Source organism: Hyalangium gracile (genome assembly GCF_020103725.1).
Classification (GTDB): Bacteria; Myxococcota; Myxococcia; order Myxococcales; family Myxococcaceae; genus Hyalangium; species Hyalangium gracile.
Map to the genome: position 1 here is coordinate 734108 of NZ_JAHXBG010000002.1, position 15962 is coordinate 750069.

Annotated in this window: 14 protein-coding genes; 2 read left to right on the top strand and 12 right to left on the bottom strand. The window is 69.8% G+C overall.

Annotated features, from left to right (window positions below; translation table 11 throughout):
• Position 1: 1 nt before the first annotated feature.
• The 7 genes from KY572_RS06500 to KY572_RS06530 all read right to left on the bottom strand — a co-directional run bounded on the left by KY572_RS06500 (position 2) and on the right by KY572_RS06530 (position 5634).
• Positions 2-385 carry a type II toxin-antitoxin system RelE/ParE family toxin gene (locus KY572_RS06500; RefSeq protein WP_317987820.1) on the bottom strand — a complete coding sequence of 128 codons (384 nt, stop codon included), beginning with the start codon at positions 383-385 and terminating at the stop codon, positions 2-4.
• Complete coding sequence (locus KY572_RS06505) at positions 313-543, bottom strand: hypothetical protein (protein WP_224241444.1); 231 nt, start codon at positions 541-543, stop codon at positions 313-315. The genes KY572_RS06500 and KY572_RS06505 overlap by 73 nt, the downstream gene beginning before the upstream one ends.
• 58 nt (positions 544-601) lie before the next feature.
• Entirely contained in the window at positions 602-1357 is a 756-nt protein-coding gene (gene ubiE / locus KY572_RS06510) for a bifunctional demethylmenaquinone methyltransferase/2-methoxy-6-polyprenyl-1,4-benzoquinol methylase UbiE (RefSeq protein WP_224241446.1), read from the bottom strand.
• Positions 1358-1407: 50 nt separating this feature from the next.
• Entirely contained in the window at positions 1408-2442 is a 1035-nt protein-coding gene (locus KY572_RS06515) for an ABC transporter substrate-binding protein (RefSeq protein WP_224241447.1), read from the bottom strand.
• A 25-nt stretch (positions 2443-2467) separates the two neighbouring features.
• A complete protein-coding gene (locus KY572_RS06520) occupies positions 2468-3244 on the bottom strand; it encodes an ABC transporter permease (protein WP_224241449.1) in 777 nt (258 codons plus the stop codon).
• Positions 3244-3936 (bottom strand): ABC transporter ATP-binding protein, encoded by a 693-nt coding sequence (locus KY572_RS06525; RefSeq protein ID WP_317987821.1) that lies wholly within the window; start codon positions 3934-3936, stop codon positions 3244-3246. The genes KY572_RS06520 and KY572_RS06525 overlap by 1 nt, the downstream gene beginning before the upstream one ends.
• A gap of 369 nt (positions 3937-4305) precedes the next feature.
• Positions 4306-5634 (bottom strand): hypothetical protein, encoded by a 1329-nt coding sequence (locus tag KY572_RS06530; RefSeq protein ID WP_224241453.1) that lies wholly within the window; start codon positions 5632-5634, stop codon positions 4306-4308.
• 89 nt (positions 5635-5723) lie between these two features.
• Between KY572_RS06530 and KY572_RS06535 the strand changes: the two genes are divergently transcribed.
• Complete coding sequence (locus KY572_RS06535; protein WP_224241454.1) at positions 5724-8933, top strand: TolB-like translocation protein; 3210 nt, start codon at positions 5724-5726, stop codon at positions 8931-8933.
• 6 nt (positions 8934-8939) lie between these two features.
• On the opposite strand, the gene nadD is transcribed toward KY572_RS06535, so the two are convergent.
• The 5 genes from nadD to KY572_RS06560 form a co-directional block, all read right to left on the bottom strand.
• Positions 8940-9497, bottom strand: coding sequence for a nicotinate (nicotinamide) nucleotide adenylyltransferase (gene nadD, locus KY572_RS06540; protein WP_224241519.1), 558 nt, complete (start codon positions 9495-9497; stop codon positions 8940-8942).
• A 7-nt stretch (positions 9498-9504) separates the two neighbouring features.
• Positions 9505-10173, bottom strand: a complete 669-nt coding sequence (locus KY572_RS06545; RefSeq protein WP_224241456.1) for a hypothetical protein — start codon at positions 10171-10173, stop codon at positions 9505-9507.
• Between the two features lie 14 nt (positions 10174-10187).
• Entirely contained in the window at positions 10188-11366 is a 1179-nt protein-coding gene (locus KY572_RS06550; protein ID WP_224241458.1) for an exo-beta-N-acetylmuramidase NamZ family protein, read from the bottom strand.
• Positions 11367-11405: 39 nt separating this feature from the next.
• On the bottom strand, positions 11406-12710 hold the full coding sequence (locus KY572_RS06555; RefSeq protein WP_224241460.1) for an adenylate/guanylate cyclase domain-containing protein: 1305 nt from the start codon (positions 12708-12710) through the stop codon (positions 11406-11408).
• Between the two features lie 65 nt (positions 12711-12775).
• Complete coding sequence (locus KY572_RS06560; RefSeq protein WP_224241461.1) at positions 12776-13474, bottom strand: tetratricopeptide repeat protein; 699 nt, start codon at positions 13472-13474, stop codon at positions 12776-12778.
• A 72-nt stretch (positions 13475-13546) separates the two neighbouring features.
• Here KY572_RS06560 and KY572_RS06565 point away from each other — a divergent pair, with 72 nt between their 5' ends.
• Positions 13547-15946, top strand: coding sequence for an endonuclease MutS2 (locus tag KY572_RS06565; protein ID WP_224241463.1), 2400 nt, complete (start codon positions 13547-13549; stop codon positions 15944-15946).
• The last annotated feature ends 16 nt before the right edge of the window (positions 15947-15962 follow it).

A 15962-nucleotide genomic window follows, 5' to 3' on the forward strand; every position in this document is an offset into this window, starting at 1 on the left:
GTCAAGGCTTCCGGAGCGCCGGGCCTCGTCCTCGCACGGCGCTCCAGAGCGCCAGGACGATGACCACCCTCCCCTGCTCGTCATGGACGTAATAGAGGTGGTATCGGGTTCGCGGCATGAGCAACCGCCGGACTCCCGGGACACGCGGGTGGGAATAACGACGCCCGAGATCCGGCAAGGCGGAGAGTAGTTGGAGCGCCGTGGTCAGCTCTTCTTCGAAGAGCGAGGGAGCAGCGGGTCGATTCGTCCGCCACCACAGGGCGGCTTCGCCCACCTGAGACTCGGCTCGGGGCGTGAACTGAACCTGGATCGTCATTTCCCCGTGCGGAGTCTGGCCAGCACGGCTGCGGCCGGAATCAGCTTGCCGGCCTGAGCCTCCTCCCATGACTGGGAGAGCGACTCATGAAGCTCCAGCCGCTCCTCCGCGGACAGGTCGTCGCCAACGTCGGCTGCGACCAGCTCGAGCGTGGTCCCTTCTGGGAGCTCGGTCGGCACGTCGAGGACCAGACGACCGTTGCGGACATGAGCCTTGAGAGTGTCCATGTCCGAAATTCTAGGTCCGGTCCCTCGCAGCGGCAAAGCAGCCTCTGCCCCCATGTGGTCAGGAGGCGGCGGGCTTCGGTCGGGCCACATACAGGCAGCACACGCCGAAGGTCAGCGGCTGCATGCGCAGCACCTCCAGGCCCGACTCGCGCATGATGTCAGCGAACGCCTCCGGCTTCGGGAAGGCCGCGATGGACTGCTGCAGGTAGCGGTACTCCCGAGCCCCCGAGAGCAGGCTGCCCACCCAGGGCACCACGGTGCGGATCTGGAACCGCGCCAGCGGCCCCAGGATGCCACCGCTCGGCTCGGACAGCTCCAGGATGGCAATCCGGCCATCCGGCCGCGTCACCCGAGCCATCTCCCGCAGCGCGCGCGCTCGGTCCGGGACATTGCGGATGCCGAAGGCAATGCACACCCCGTCGAAGCTGTGGTCCGGGAACGGAAGCACCTGGGCATCCCCGACCTGGAGCTCACACTGTCCGGCGAGCCCGGCCTCGGCCACCTTCCGCCGGCCGATCTCCAGCATCCCCACGGAGGGATCCACTCCCACCACGGTCGTCTTCGGGTGGCGCCGCAGCACCTTGAGGGCCAGGTCCGCCGTCCCCGTGGCCAGGTCCAGCACGCGAGCCCCCGGCTTGAGCTCGAGCGCATCCACCGTCTTGTTGCGCCAGCGCTGGTCCACGCCGAACGACATCAGCCGGTTCAACAGATCGTAGCGCTGGGCGATCTTGTCGAACATGGCGCCCGAGCCCGCCTGCACCACGGCGGATCCAGGCTGCGGCGAGACTGCGGACGACTGAGACTCCGTGCTCATGGCTTCCTTCCGGCTCAACGACGGCTCCGGCCTATACCACTGTTGTCCGCTCACTTCCGAGTGGAGGAGCCGGCGCCGGTGAACTCCGGCATCAGGTACTCGTCCACGGACGGAGCCTTCTCCAGGAGCCCCAGCTCCACGAGCTGCTGCCCCAGGGTCTCCCAGCGCTCACGGCTCATGACGCCAAGGCCCTTGGCCCGCGTCTCGTCCGTCTCGATGAGCGGCTTCTGCACCTCGGCGATCGCGGCGAAGGTCTCCGCATCCATGGTGGTGTTGAGCTTCGCCATGATGTCATTGGCCGGCTTGGGGTTGTCCAGGTACGCCCGCCACCCCTCGCGCAGGGCCTGGACGAAGGCGCGCACTCGCTCGGGCGACTTCTGGAGCAGCTCCCGCCGCGTCACCACCACGGTCATGTAGGGGTTGAAGCCCTCGTCGGCGACCTTGAAGACGACCGGCTCGGCGCCCTGCTTCTTCGCGGCCAGGGGCTCGGAGGTGAGGAAGCACTGCTGCCCGAACTCCTTGTCCGCCACGAAGCGGGCCACGCCGCCGTCGTAGGGGACGATCTTCACCTTGTCGAAGCCGTACTTCTTCTTCAGGAAGGCCGCGAAGGGCGCGCCGGGCTCGAGCGCCAGCGTGCCTCCGGAGAACACCTGCCCCATCGAGGTGAAGCCTCGCGAGGCGTGGACCATGATGGCTCGCGGAGAGACCTGGTACACGGCGAACAGCGGCACCAGGTCGGCCCCTCGGGCGCGAGACACCAGCAGCTGGTCCGCGCTCGTGATGCCGAACTCCACCTGACCCGTGGCCGCCATCTGGGTGACGGGTGCGCCAGCGCCGCCGCCCAGCACCTCCACCTCCAGTCCGTGGCGGGAGAAGGCGCCGCTCTCGCGCGCGGCGTAGAAGCCACCGAACTCAGGCTCGGGCACCCAGTCCAGCGCCAGCTTCATCCGAGCGGGCGCGGGCGTCGCCGCCGCGGTCGCACTGGCACCCTCCCCGGCCGGCGCGGGTGGAGTCTTGTCCCGGCTGCAGCCCAGAGCCAGCACCGCCAGACACGACAGCGCACCCACCCAAGACGCCTTCATCATGAATCTTCCCTCCACAGGTGAAATCTCATGAGGCCGAGGGGTGCCAGCGCCGGAGCAGGCGCGTCCCCGCCAGGCTCACCGTCCCGAACAGGACGATACCCAGTCCCGCGGCGCACAGCACCGCCGCGAACATCAGATCGGTGCGCAGCTGCCGGTAGGCCGCGAGCACGAGGATGCCCAGTCCCGCCGTCCCCTCGGAGAAGCCAGCGACGAACTCGCCGACGATGGCGCCGATGACGGCCAGCCCCGAGGCGATGCGCAGCCCGGTGAAGATGTTGGGGAGCGCGCCAGGGAGCTCGAGCTTGAGCAGCGTGGCGAGCCGGCGCGCGCCGTACAGGCGGAACATGTCGCGAAGGGCCGGATCCAGCGAGCGCACGCCACTGAGCGTGTTCGCGATGACGGGGAACACGGAGACGATGAAGGCGGAGGCGGCCACGGCTCGCTGCCCGGGTCCAAACCACAGCACGAGCAGCGGCGCGATGGCGACGATGGGGACCGTCTGAAGGAAGAGCGTGTACGGATAGAGAGCGCGCTCGAGCAGTCGCGAGGACGCGAGCACCACCGCGACGAGGACGCCCACCAGGGCGCTGAGGCCAAAGCCGATGAGCGCGGCCTCGGCGGTGACCCAGGCACTGGCAGCCAGCTCCCGAGCGTCGTGAACCGCGGTGGTGAGCACCGCCGAGGGAGGAGGCAGCAGGAAGGCCTGCACCCCCAGGAGCCGCACGAGCCCCTCCCACAGAGCCAGCAGCGCCACGAGCGCGACGAGCGGAGGAAGAACGGAGCGAAGCAAGGTGCCGCGCATCAGGCGCCCCCCCGCTCCAGGGCCTCGGAGAGCACGTGCACCTCGCGAGCAAAGGTGGGCTCCAGACGCAGGGCCGCGGCGCGCTGGCGTGGCAGCTCCAGCACGTGGTCCAGCAGCACCCGTGCGGGGCGTGGAGAGAACACGATGGCCCGCTCGGCGAGCCAGGCGGCTTCGGAGAGCGAGTGGGTGACGAAGAGCACGGTCATCCCCAGCTCGTGCCACAGCGCCCGAAGCTGCTCATCCAGCCGGCCGCGGGTGAGCTCGTCCAGAGCGCCGAACGGCTCATCCATCAGCAGCAGCCGAGGCCGTGTCACCAGCGCCCGTGCCAGGGACACGCGCATGCGCATGCCGCCAGAGAGCTCGGCCGGGAAGCGCGCGGTGAACTCGCCCAGGCCCACCTGAGCGAGCACCTCGCGAGCGGCGGCGTGGCGCTCGGCTCGGCGCATGCCGGACAGCTCCAGGGGCAGCGCGGCGTTGTCGAGGACGGAGCGCCAGGGAAGCAGGTGTGCATCCTGGAAGACGTAGGCGATGGGGGCGCGAGAGGCGTGAACCTGCTCGGCGCCTGGAGCCAGCACCACCCGGCCGCGGGTGGCGGAGTCCAGTCCGGCGATGATGCGCAGCAAGGTGGACTTACCGCAGCCCGAGGGCCCGACGAGCGCGACGAAGGAGCCGGGAGCGATCTCGAGGTTCACGCCATCGAGGGCCTCGACCCCCCCTGTGAAGGTCCGGTGGACCTGCTCCACTCGTACACCGATCCCGCTGCCGGGAGAGGAGGCGGCAGTCACGGGAGGCACCGGCTCGGAGGCGGGGGAAGCCATCTCGACCTGCTTCTATCCTCGCCAGGAACGGATGGCCAACGTTCCTGAGTGTCCGGCAGCCAGAGAGCCCAGAGGCAGCTGAGGAGGGATGGCTTCCGGAGACCGTGTGCCATGGGCGAGCGGGACGGCCGGTGCGGGAGGACCCGTCAGCTGACGGGGGGACCCGCACCGAGCCGAGGGGCCCGCGACCTGGAGTCCCCCGGCCGTGGGCCCTGCCCGGATCCGCGTAACGAAGATCCGAGCCTACGTGGTGAGGATGATGCGGCCACCCTGCAGGGCGCGGCGAACCAGGGCCAGGGCCTGCTCGGAGGCGGCCTCGGCCTCGGTGAGGCGGCGCAGACACAGGGGCCCCTGAGTGGCCGTGACGGCGCGCTTCAAGTCCGTGAGCAGCATCAGCGCGGCCTGGAGCATCTCCTTGCCCTGGGACGACTCGTCCGTCTTGGACTTGCCGGCCTTCTCCGCCACGTACTGCGTGAAGCGCTTGACGACATCCTCGGTCTTGCTCGGGTCGAACTGCTCGAGCAGCCCCTTGAGCCGCGCGGGGTTGATCTGGATCAACCGCAGCGCGCCGACCTTCTGGAAGGCCGGGTGCGGCAGGCCGATGTCCGTCATCTCGAACGCGCCCAGCAGACCCTCCTCGGGGGCCTTGTGGGCGTGCGGCACCACGTCCACGAAGAGCGCCAGCGGCTCGGCGCCCTGGTTGAAGGCCTCGACCTCATCCTCGTCCAGCGGCGGGAACTGCTGCGGCACGCCGATGAAGAGCAGCGGCAGGACGATCTCGGCCCAGAACTCCTCGGGAGCGCAGCCGGTGCCACCCACGGTGGCCACCATGTGCGCCATCAGCTCCACCAGCCGCGGCGCGCGCTCCACCTGGTCCGCCAGGGACTTGCTCGCATCCAGCCGCTGCAGCGACGAGACGATCTGCCCCTCGAACTGCTCCCGAGCCTCCTTGGGCAGCGGGGGCTGCGTGCGCCCCAGCGCGTCCTTCACGTCGCGCGCCAGCGAGTCCGGCTTCGACTCGAAGGTGGTCTTCGCCTTGGCGGGATCCAGCACCACGAACTGGAGGAAGCCCGGATCGAACAGGCGCTGATAGTCCGCGGGCCCCAGCCTGGGCGGGCTGCCCAGCGAGCCGGCCGGATTGGCCCCGAAGCGCACCTGCCCCAGCGAGCGGCGGATGTCCGCGCCCAGATCCTCCAGCTTCGCCAGCTTGCCCTGGCTCAGCGAGTCCATCACCGCGCCAAACGGCGACAGCATGATGATGGCCTCCGGGAAGCCCAGCGTGGCCCCCTCGGGAGAGTCCCGGTTGGGGAACCAGAAGGCCCGGTGCTCGGCGATCATCCGCCCGGCGAAGGCCCCGGCCAGTCCCAGCGCCAGCGCCTGGTGCTCCGGACGGTTCGGCTGGAACTGCCCGCCAACCAGCTTGATGACGCCCTTCTCCACCTCCGCCCAGGGGGCCTTCAGCAGATCGACGGGCTTGCCCTCGGCTTTCTCGAGCGCCGCCGAGAGCTGCGCCTGGGCCTGGTGGACGTGCTGCGGAACGGGATGATCCTGGGGAACAGGAGGTTGAGCCATGTCACATCCTGAAGAGTGAAGAGAGCGTGGGCGCCCCTTATCGTGAAAAACGTGGCCTTGGCTACGACTTGTGCCCCTAGGATGGCGACATGCTCACGCTCCGTCGCTGGCCCGGGGGCTCTCCCCTCCTCGCCTGCCTGCTCCTGCTTGCCTCGGGGTGCGCTTTCGTCTCACCCCGGTTTTCCCAGGAGGTCCAGACGTCCTTCGCCCGGGACGAGATGCGCAAGCTCACCACCCGCTCCATGGAGCTGTACTACCCGGAGCAGCTCAAGCCCGCCGCCCTGCGCATCGCCGCCCGGGTGGAGGCCTGCGTGGACCGGCTGAGGGATCTGTCCTGGAGCAAACGGCCCAGGGATCGCATGCTCGTCTACATGACGAGCGCGGGCTTCAACAACGCGTACGTCCAGCCGGACCTGGCGAGCACCCCGCAGCAGATGGTGATGCCGTCGCACATGAGCCTGGAGCTCTTCCACCTGATGAACCTGGGTGAGACGGAGCTGGGCGACGTGGGCTGTCACGAGGCCGTCCACTACGTGCAGATGCAGCAGGAAGAGGGGCTCTGGTACGGCATCAACTTCACCACCGGGGGCATCCTCCAGCCCAACATCTTCACCGAGTCCTGGTTCCTGGAGGGGCTGGCCACCTACTACGAGGGCCAGTTCGACAAGAGCACCGGGCGCCCGCACAGCCCCGTCTGGCGCGGCTGGTTCGAGTCCCTGGTGCAGGAGCGCGGCGGGGACCTGAACCCCGGCCACATGTCGTCCGACCACCGGCAGGCGGACCCGTTCGGCGGCAACTACCTCACGGGCAGCCACTTCGTCGCGTGGCTGGTGCGCAAGCATGGCGAGAAGAGGCTCTGGCAGCTCATCCACGAGCAGGGCCAGTCCTGGGCTCCTCCCTTCGGCGTGACGCTGCGCTTCCGGCGCGTGTACGGCAAGACGATCGGGGGCCTGTTCGACGACTTCACCGCGGAGCTGAAGCAGGAGCTGCGCCCGCGAGAGCGCCCGGCCTCCCAGTCCGTGGTGGTGCCGGAAGTGGGGTACTTCGCGAGGCTGGCGGCCTCTGCCAGGGACGGCGCCACGGCGATCGTCCACGTCGGGCGCGAGCAGCCGCCGCGCCTCACGGTGCACGAGCGGGATGGCTCCGAGCGCTTCTCCCGAAGGCTCACGCTGATGCTGCCCGGCCGCGAGTGGATCCTCAGCAACCCGTCCGTGATGAGCGGCATGTCCTTCACGCCGGATGGTGCCCTGCTCTACCTGGTGGCCGCCGACCTGGACAGCCAGGGCGCCTACATCTCGCGACTGTGGCGGGTGGATGCGCGCACCGGCGAGGTGCTGCGCACCTGGGAGATCCGGGACGGCCTGGGCGGTGGCGTCACGCCGGACGGCGCGGGGTACGTCTTCGTGGACATCCAGGGCGGGGACACCGCGAACCTCGTCCGCCTGAACCTGGAGACAGGCCAGCAGGAGCCACTCACCCGCTTCGAGGGCCACGTCTCGCTCGGAGCGCTGGCCGTCTCTCCGGACGGGCAGCGCGTGGCGTTCGTCATGAAGGGACGCAGCGGCTGGGATCTGGCGCTGCGGGGACAGGACGGCAGCGTGCGCTGGCTCACGTGGGACGGGCGCTTCAACTACTCGCCCAGGTGGCTGGATGACGATCAGATCCTCTTCCTGCGCGAGCACGACGCGCGGCTCCAGGTGCACGTCCTGCGGCTCTCCACGGGAGAACTCCGGCGCATCACCGATGCGCCGCACCTGGTGATGGACGCGCAGCCCACGGGAGACGGCCATGTGGTGTTCCTCAACCGCGCGGGCGTGAACTTCTCGATCGATCGAGCCCCCATCGTGCCGCTGCCGGACGATCCTCCCCAGACGGCCGCGGCCTCGACGCCAGCACCGGCCGCGCCTGAAGCCGCGCCTCCGCCCGCGCCCTCCGCCACGCCAACGGCTCCGGAGGCTCCGCCGCCAGCGGAGTCCGTCCCAGGCACGCCGCCCGCTCCGGATGCCTTCGCCGAGTTCCCCGGCGCTCCCCCCTCCTCCCCTCCTCCGCCTGAAACGCCCGCGCCGGAGGCTCCGACTCCGGGTGCCCTCGCGTCCGACGCCCCCACCGCCGCGTTCCCCGCGCTCACCACCGTGCCCCTGGCGGATGCGCCGCTGGCCAGCATTCCCTCCGCCCCCGAGGTGGAGGTCATCTCCGACAAGCCGTACTCAACGCTCGAGAGATTCTTCTACCCGGAGCTGCGCATCCCGCTCGTGCTCGCCTACCGGGACGAGGACACCGATGACCTCCGGGTGACGGGACTGGTCTCCCTGGCGGGACAGGATCGGCTCGGCTTCCACGCCTGGGCGATCAACGCCTCCTACGACTCCAATACGAAGTACCCGAGCATCTCCGTGAACTACGGCAACGCGTTGCCTGCTCCGTGGTACGTGCTGACCTCGTTCGGCTACGCGAGGGATGAGGACCAGGAGGACATCCAGGCCACGATCTCGGCGTCTCGGACCTTCTGGACCACGCCGGTCGCCTTCGGAGTGCTCGGCCTGCGGCGCCAGTACTACAACGCGGACGATGGCTCCCCCCGAGAGCTCACGTCGCTCGTCGGACCGCGGATCTCCACGTCCTACTTCGCCGGCGAGAGCAGCACGTATGGCGGGACGCAGCGGGGGCTCGGCTTCTCGCTGACGGCGGGCGCCTTCCCCAAGGCGTTCGGCACCGACACCCTGCTGGGAGACGTGCGAGCCGAGGTGGAGACCTACCTCGGAGGCCTCCCCATCCTGGGCAGGGACAACCTGCGCCTCTCGGTGGCGGGCCGCTTCCTGCCCGGCGCTCCCGAGGGCCTGCTCGAGGTCGGCGGCATCGCCTCGGGCACCCCGTTCTACCAGTCCGAGGAGAGCCGCGGCCTGGGCCTCTCCCGGCAGTTCCAGCCGGGCACCACCTTCTCCGAGTACCTGCGCGGCTACGAGGACTACACCTTCCGCGCCCGTCACGCCGTCATCGGCAACGCGCTCTACCGCTACCGCTTCATCATCGACTACGGCTGGGCGTCCACGCTGTACCTGCTGCCCTCGGTGTTCGTGAACCAGCTCGAGGTGGAGGGCTTCGGCTCCTGGGCGCGCACGGACTTCAAGGAGAACCACCGCGCGGCGGGCGGCGCCGTCCGCCTCCAGCTCACCTTCGGGCAGCTCGTCCCGGTGGGGCTCTACTACCAGGTCGCCCACCGCTTCGACGCGTGCCCGGATCCGATCGATCTCGTCGACCAGTGCGCGGACCCGCTCCACATGGTGGGCGTGTCCTTCTGACGAGGCTCACAGGCCGTAGAGGCCGGCCTGGTGCGCGTAGTCGAGCACACGGGACGGCACCAGCTCCGCCGGGCGCTGCCCTCGGGACAGCATCTCGCGGATCTGCGTGGAGGACACCTCCGCCAGCGGCGGCCCCAGCGTCCCCGGCGCCGGGTAGCCGGCCCGGTACAGCACCAGCACCCGCACCATCTGCTCGATCCGATCGAAGCTCTTCCAGTTCGGCAGATCCTTCAGGATGTCCGAGCCGATGATGAGCGAGAAGCTCACCTCCGGATGGCGCTCCCTCAGGTACGTCAGCGTCTCCACGGTGTACCCGGAGCCGCCGCGCTGAGCGACCTCCTCCTCCACCCGGCTCGTCCGCAGCCAGCCGGAGACCTCCTGGCACAGCACCTCGCACATCCGCACGCGGTGCTCGAAGGGCGCCAGCGCCTTGCCGAACGGGTGCTGGTAGGCGGGCATCAGCCACACCGCGTCCACGTCCTGCGTGGCGTGCACGTACTGGGCGGCCAGCAGATGGCCCACATGGGGCGGATTGAACGAACCTCCCAGCAGCGCGACCCGCAAGGCCACCTCACTTCACCGACAGCTTCGTCCCACGCCCCAGCTGCAGCTCCCGCGGCTCGAGCACCACCTTCCCATCCAGCCGGAAGGCCGTGAAGCGCAGGTTGCGATCCGCCTTCTCGATGAGCCCGCACGTCTGCTCGGCCGCTCCGGCCAGCCGCCCCGGCGTCAGGAAGTAGCGCGGGCCGATCTGCACCACGTTCGGCTCGGACTCCTTGCCGTGGATGAAGACCGTGGCGTTGAGCAGATCATCCCGCGTCAGATCGTTCTTGTCGTAGACGAGGCAGCACAGCGCATCGCCCACCATGTCCAGCATCTTCCGGGGGATGTTCGGGTCCATGTACTGGAGACAGTCCCGCTCGGGCACCCGGGAGAAGCGCTCCAGCACCAGGCGGCGATCCTCCTCCGCGGAGAAGTCCCCCGGGGCCTCGCCGAACGCGGGCGGCCGAGGCAGGGCGTCCTTGGAGGACAGCCACTGCGTCACGTCCGCCAGGAAGTCCATGTCCGAGTACTCGCGCCCGCCGCGGGCCTTCTCCCGGCGCTCCAGGATCCACGCATCCAGGTCCGTGTAGCGCCCGCCGGCGAAGAGGAAGCGGCGGGCACCCTTCTCCCGCAACAGCTCGTAGGCCGCGTCGAAGGCGGCCAGATCGCCATGGCTGTCGGAGATAACGCCAATCACAGGGGGGCCTGCACTCAAGCGTACAGCAGGTAGGGCCTCCTTTGCTTCTCGAAGGCGTCCGTCTGGGCGGAGAAGCCCTCCACGAGCCTCTCCAGGGGCCACCCCTCTTCCATACCCCGGCGTACCTGATCCGTGCCGCACAGCAGATCGAAGGCCGGCACGTCCTCGACGAACTCGTAGGCGTCCGCGCGCCAGGCGAACTTTCCTCCCGAGACATCCCGGACAGCCTGGAAGATGGCGATCCCCGTGCGCAGCGGCAGGAAGGTGCGTCGATCCGTCACGTGGATGAAGGCGCCGTTGCAGGACTCGCCCTTGAACTTGTCGAAGGTGGGCGTAAAGCCCACGGGGCGGAAGGCGACGCCCGGCAGGCGCTCCTTCTCCAGCCGCGCCACCAGGGCCTCGGAGTCCAGCCACGGGGCGCCGAACTGCTCGAAGGGGCGGCAGGTGCCGCGGCCCTCGGAGACGTTGGTCCCCTCGCCCAGGCACATGCCGGGATAGACGAGCGCGGTGTCCGGCGTGGGCATGTTGGGCGAGGGCGAGATGAAGGGCAGCCCGGTGTCGGGCCAGTACATCTCCCGGCGCCAGCCCTCGCAGGGCACCACCGTCAGCTCGCACCCGAGGCCGAACTCGGCATTGAAGAGCCGGGCCAGCTCCCCCGCCGTCATGCCGTGGCGGTTGGGCAGCGGGTACAGGCCCACGAAGGAGCGGTAGCGCTCGCCCACCAGGTTTCCCTCCAGGGCGGTGCCGCCCAGCGGGTTGGGCCGATCCAGCACGAAGAAGGGCACCTTCGCCTGGGCCGCCACCTTCATGGCCAGCGCCATGGTGTACACGTAGGTGTAGTAGCGGGCGCCCACGTCCTGGATGTCGAAGACGAGCGCATCCAGCCCCGCGAGCCACTCCTTCTTGGGAGACAGCGACTCGAAGGTAGAGCCGTAGAGGCTGTGCACGGGCACGCCGGTGCGTCTGTCACGGGCCTCGCCCACGGCCACCATGTACTGGGCCTCGCCGCGAATGCCGTGCTCCGGCCCGAAGAGCGCCGCCAGCGTCACCCCCGGCGTCTGCGCCAGCAGATCCGCCAGGTGACGGAAGCGCGAGTCCACGCTCGTGGGATTGACGATGGCGCCCACGCGCTTGCCCTCGAGCGCGGAGAAGCCCTGCTCCACCCACACATCCAGTCCCGTCTTCACCTTCATCCCGGTAGCCCTCCGCGCCTGGGGCCATGCCCCCGCGCCTCAGTCATTGCCCAGGCGCTTGAGCGCCTCCTGCGCCGCGCGCCGCGAGTTGCAGCCGCCGAGCCCCGTGCCGAGGAAGCCCTTGGAGCCACCCTCCTCCGGCCCGTCCTCCTCGGCCAGATCCTCCAGCTCGCCTCGGGCGCTCTTCAGCTTCAGGGCCACGATGGCCCCCACCGCCGCCGTGCGCACACCGCACTCCTTGTGCCCCAGCAGATCGATGATGCGGTCCTCGGCGTTGGAGCTGCCTTGCTTCACGGCCGCCGCGTAGTGCTCCACGGCCTCGCGCATGTCGCCTCGGGCCTCGCCCAGCTGCGCGAGCAGGTACTCCATCCGCTCGGGGCGCCGGGCCTCCTCCGCCTGGATGATCTTCCGAGCCTTCTCCGCGAGCTCAGCCCGCTTCCCAGGGGGGGCGTCCTCCACGGCGGCGATGGCGCGCTCCGAGGAGCTGGGGCCGAGCATCACCACCGCCACGCCCATCACCACCGCCAGGGCTCCAACTCCCAGCGCCAGACGCGGCCCGCTCAGCCCGGGAGGCAGCTTCGAGCGCAGTCCCGGCGGCAGACGCTCGGGGAGGCCCTGGAGGAACCGCGAAGCGCCAGCCCACCCGCGCCCCACCAGCCCCTTGGCCTGCACCCCCACCACCGCGGCGCGCTGGCCGACCGCGGAGAGCGCGTTGCCGGCGGAGCCCGGCTGCTCACCCAGCCGCGCCAGGGCCATGTTGGCGAAGGGCGGCCCATCGTGGGTGACACCGGCCGGCGCGGGCAGCGGCGTCACCGGCGCCTCCATGCGGTAGGGCCCCTTCGGGACGCGGAAGACACGGATCTTCCCGGGGATGCCCTTGAGCTCGAACGCGCCCACCTCCTGCGAGGGCACCTCCGCCTTGTTCATGGAGAGGTACACGGCCTCGGTGAAGAAGACCTCGCCGGCGTCGGTGATGCCCTCCACGCGGGCGGCGATGTTCACCGGCTCGCCGAAGACGTCATTGGACTCGACGCGCACCTCGCCCACGTTGATGGCCACGCGCACGTGGAGCTGCTCGCTCTCGGGAGCCGAGCGGTTGTACTGCCAGAGCCGATCCTGGATCGCCACGCCGCTGAGGACCGCCTGGGTGGGCGACTCGAAGGTGACGAGGAACGCGTCGCCGATGGACTTCAGGATCTTCCCACCGAAGGCGGTGAACAGCGGCGCCAGCAAGTCGTGGTGCACCCGCAGCAGGCGCTGGTTCTCCTCATGAGTCTGCCGGCTGGTGCGCTCGGTGAACCCTTGGATGTCGGTGAAGACGATGGCGAGGTTGGCGGTCTTCAAGGCCCGCGCAGTGTATGCGTCGGCGCTCGCAGCGCAATCGAACAGGGCCCGCTCCGTCCGTTCGCCTACCGACGAGACGGCTTGAGCGTTCGCAGGCGGCGCTTGGGCGCGGGCTCCTCGAGCTCCTTGCGCAGCTTCTGGGCGAGCTTCTCCCTGCCCATCCGCTCGTACAGCTCGGCGAGCCGCCGGACCACCAGCGGGCTGTCCGGCTGGTACTCGCGCGCCGCGAGCAATTCGCGCTCGGCATCCGCGGCCCGTCCCTGGGGCTCCAGCACCTGGGCGAGCAGCAGGCGTACCTGCACCCACTCGGGCCGGGCCTTGGCGAGGAAGCGGTAGTGGTACTCCGCCTTGAGCCAGTCGCCCCGGGCCATCCAGAGGCCGGCCACGCGAAAGCGCGCCTCCTCATAAGAGGGGCGATAGAGGAGCGCCGTCTCGTAGGCCTGGGCAGCGAGCAGGGGTTGTCCCCTTTCCTCGCACAGCAACCCACGTAGGTAGTAGGCGCGAGGGTTCGTGGGAGCCAGAGCGGAGGCCACATCCAGCTGGGCCTCGGTGCGCTCCAGCTCTCCGCCGAGCTTCAGCATGAGCCGAGCGGCCTCCAGGCGGGGCAGTTCCCAGGCGGGCCAGGTGTTGATGACGGACTCCACCTCCGCGAGTGCTCCCGCGGTGTCCCCCGCCTCTTCCCGGGCGAGGGCCTGCGTCAGGGCGGTGTCCGCGGGGGCGTCGAGAGCGCCCGCCAAAGCGCCCGCAAGCATGAGCCACACCATGGGCGGCTGATAACAGAGGGCACTGGCCCCCTCAATGTTCCCTTGACGGCCCCCAGGGCCAGGCATGAAACCATGTCCGTGCAGATAGCCCAACGAACCCTCGAGGATCTCGGCTTCGCGGAGGTGCTCCGCGCACTGGCCCAACGTTGCCGGACGGCGCCTGGCAAGGAGCGCGCGCTGGCCCGCCCCTTCCTGGACACCGAGGACCAGGTCACCGACGCGCTCTCCCTGGTGGCCGAGGCCCGACTGCTGGCCCAGGAGCAGTTCTCGCTCCCACTCGGCGGCGTGAGTGACTTGAGGGACGCGGTGAACCGGGCCTCCAAGGGAGGCATGCTGGAGCCGCGGGATCTCATTGCCTCCGCGCAGCTCCTCTATGCGTTTGCCCGCACCCGCGAGGCCCTGGAGGAGCGAGAGGAGACAGTGCCCATGCTGGCGACGCTCGGACGCCGGCTCCCGATGCTGGAGGTGCTCGCATCTCGCATCGATCGCAGCTTCGAGCCCGACGGCACCATCTCCGACCGGGCGAGTCCGGAACTGAAGGAGGCGCGGGACCGGGCCAACGGGCTGCACCGTCGCATCAAGACGCGGCTGGACGAGCTGCTCCACGACGAGGGCTTCCTGCCGAAGCTGCGTGAGAACTACTACACGCTGCGCAACGGCCGGTACGTGGTGCCGGTGGTGTCCAACTTCCGGGGCGAGGTGCCGGGCATCGTCCACAACGCCAGCCAGACGGGGCAGACGCTCTTCATCGAGCCGCAGGCGATGGTGAGCATGGGCAACGATCTGGCGATTGCCCAGTCGATGGTGGCCGAGGAGGAGCGGCGCATCCTGCAGGAGCTGTCCAACCAGCTCGGCAAGGAGTCGGACCGGGTGCTGGAGGGGCTGGCGGCGGTGGCGGAGCTGGACGAGGCGGAGGCGGCGGCGATGCTGGCGGCGGATCTGGACGCCCACTCCCCCACGTTCACCGGCGTGGACGAGCTGACGCTGTACCAGCTGCGCCACCCGCTGCTGGTGCTCAAGGGCGGGCAGGTGGTGTCCAACGACGTGGTGCTCACGGGCGAGGCGCGGGCGCTGGTGGTGTCCGGCCCGAACGCGGGCGGCAAGACGGTGACGCTGACGGCGGTGGGGCTGTGCTCGCTGATGCTGCGCTGCGGCCTGCCCATCCCGGTGGAGAACGGCTCGAGGATGCCGCTCTACCGCTCGGTGAACTCGACGGTGGGCGATGCGCAGGACCTGTCCCAGGGCCTGTCCACGTTCAGCGCGCACGTGGTGAGTCTGCGAGACATCGGGGCGCAGGTGAGCAAGGGCTCGTTGGTGCTCATCGACGAGATCGCCGCGGACACGGATCCGCGCGAGGGCGCGGCGATCGCGATCGCGGTGCTGGAGGAGTTGCTGGACAAGGGAGCGGTGGTGCTGGTGACCACGCACCTGGAGGAGCTCAAGGCCCTGGCCCACATGGACAAACGCTTCCTGAACGCGCGAGTGGGCTTCGATCCGAAGAAGATGGCGCCCACGTACCGGCTGCAGCTGGGCGCGGCGGGAGCCTCGTCGGCCATCGACGTGGCGGCGCGGATGGGGCTGCCGGAGCGCATCTGCCAGCGCGCGAGGGACCTGTCGCTGAACGCGGGAGGCCCGCTGGCCAAGGCGCTTGCGGCGGCCGAGGAGGAGCGGCGGCGGCTGACGGAGGAGCTGGAGAAGGCGAAGGCGGCGGCCGAGGCGGCGGAGAAGCTGCGCAAGGAGCTGGAGGCGCAGAAGCAGACGTTCGAGCGGGAGCGCAAGGAGAAGATGATGCGCTTCAACGAGGACGTGGCGGCGGCCAGCGAGCACGCGGCGGCGGAGGTCCGCTCCCTGCTCCAGACGTTGCGAGCGCAGACCAACGAGAAGGCGGCGCAGGAGGCGCGAGCGGCGCTGCAGCAGCGAGCCGAGGAGGCGGCGAAGCGGGCCAAGGAGGCGCGGGCGGAGCTCTATCAGGTGCAGGCACCGCAGCCGCCGACGTTGAAGGTGGGCGCGTGGGTGCGACACTCGGGGCTCGACAAGGACGTGGAGATCCTCGAGCTGCACGACGGAGAGGCGCTGGTGGCGGCCGGGTTGCTGAAGATGCGAGTGCCGGTGTCGGAGCTGTCGGGCTCGCGGACGGCGAAGCCGCAGCAGAAGTTCCCGGAGCGCAACAAGCAGGAAGCGCACCTGAAGAAGGCGGCGGCGGCGGCGCCAGCGGAGGTGCAGGCGACGAACTTCCGCTGCGACGTGCGCGGCATGCGAGCCGACGAGGCGCTGACGGAGGTGGAGCAGTTCCTCGACCAGGGCATGCGCAGCGGCGAGGAGGCGGCACTGATCATCCACGGCCACGGCACGGGGGCGCTCAAGCAAGCCATCCGCGACTACCTGGCCAACTCGCCCTACATCCGCATGTTCCGGCCGGGCGAGAGCCACGAGGGCGGCGACGGCGTCACGGTGGTGGCGCTGCGCGCGTAGACCTCCGAGGGCACGG

What these genes read in the sequence shown, in the direction of transcription:
- KY572_RS06500 (WP_317987820.1), bottom strand. Translation starts at nt 385, where the DNA reads ATGGGAGGAGGCTCAGGCCGGCAAGCTGATTCCGGCCGCAGCCGTGCT.
- KY572_RS06505 (WP_224241444.1), bottom strand. Translation starts at nt 543, where the DNA reads ATGGACACTCTCAAGGCTCATGTCCGCAACGGTCGTCTGGTCCTCGAC.
- ubiE (WP_224241446.1), bottom strand. Translation starts at nt 1,357, where the DNA reads ATGAGCACGGAGTCTCAGTCGTCCGCAGTCTCGCCGCAGCCTGGATCC.
- KY572_RS06515 (WP_224241447.1), bottom strand. Translation starts at nt 2,442, where the DNA reads ATGATGAAGGCGTCTTGGGTGGGTGCGCTGTCGTGTCTGGCGGTGCTG.
- KY572_RS06520 (WP_224241449.1), bottom strand. Translation starts at nt 3,244, where the DNA reads ATGCGCGGCACCTTGCTTCGCTCCGTTCTTCCTCCGCTCGTCGCGCTC.
- KY572_RS06530 (WP_224241453.1), bottom strand. Translation starts at nt 5,634, where the DNA reads ATGGCTCAACCTCCTGTTCCCCAGGATCATCCCGTTCCGCAGCACGTC.
- KY572_RS06535 (WP_224241454.1), top strand. Translation starts at nt 5,724, where the DNA reads ATGCTCACGCTCCGTCGCTGGCCCGGGGGCTCTCCCCTCCTCGCCTGC.
- KY572_RS06550 (WP_224241458.1), bottom strand. Translation starts at nt 11,366, where the DNA reads ATGAAGGTGAAGACGGGACTGGATGTGTGGGTGGAGCAGGGCTTCTCC.
- KY572_RS06560 (WP_224241461.1), bottom strand. Translation starts at nt 13,474, where the DNA reads ATGGTGTGGCTCATGCTTGCGGGCGCTTTGGCGGGCGCTCTCGACGCC.
- KY572_RS06565 (WP_224241463.1), top strand. Translation starts at nt 13,547, where the DNA reads ATGTCCGTGCAGATAGCCCAACGAACCCTCGAGGATCTCGGCTTCGCG.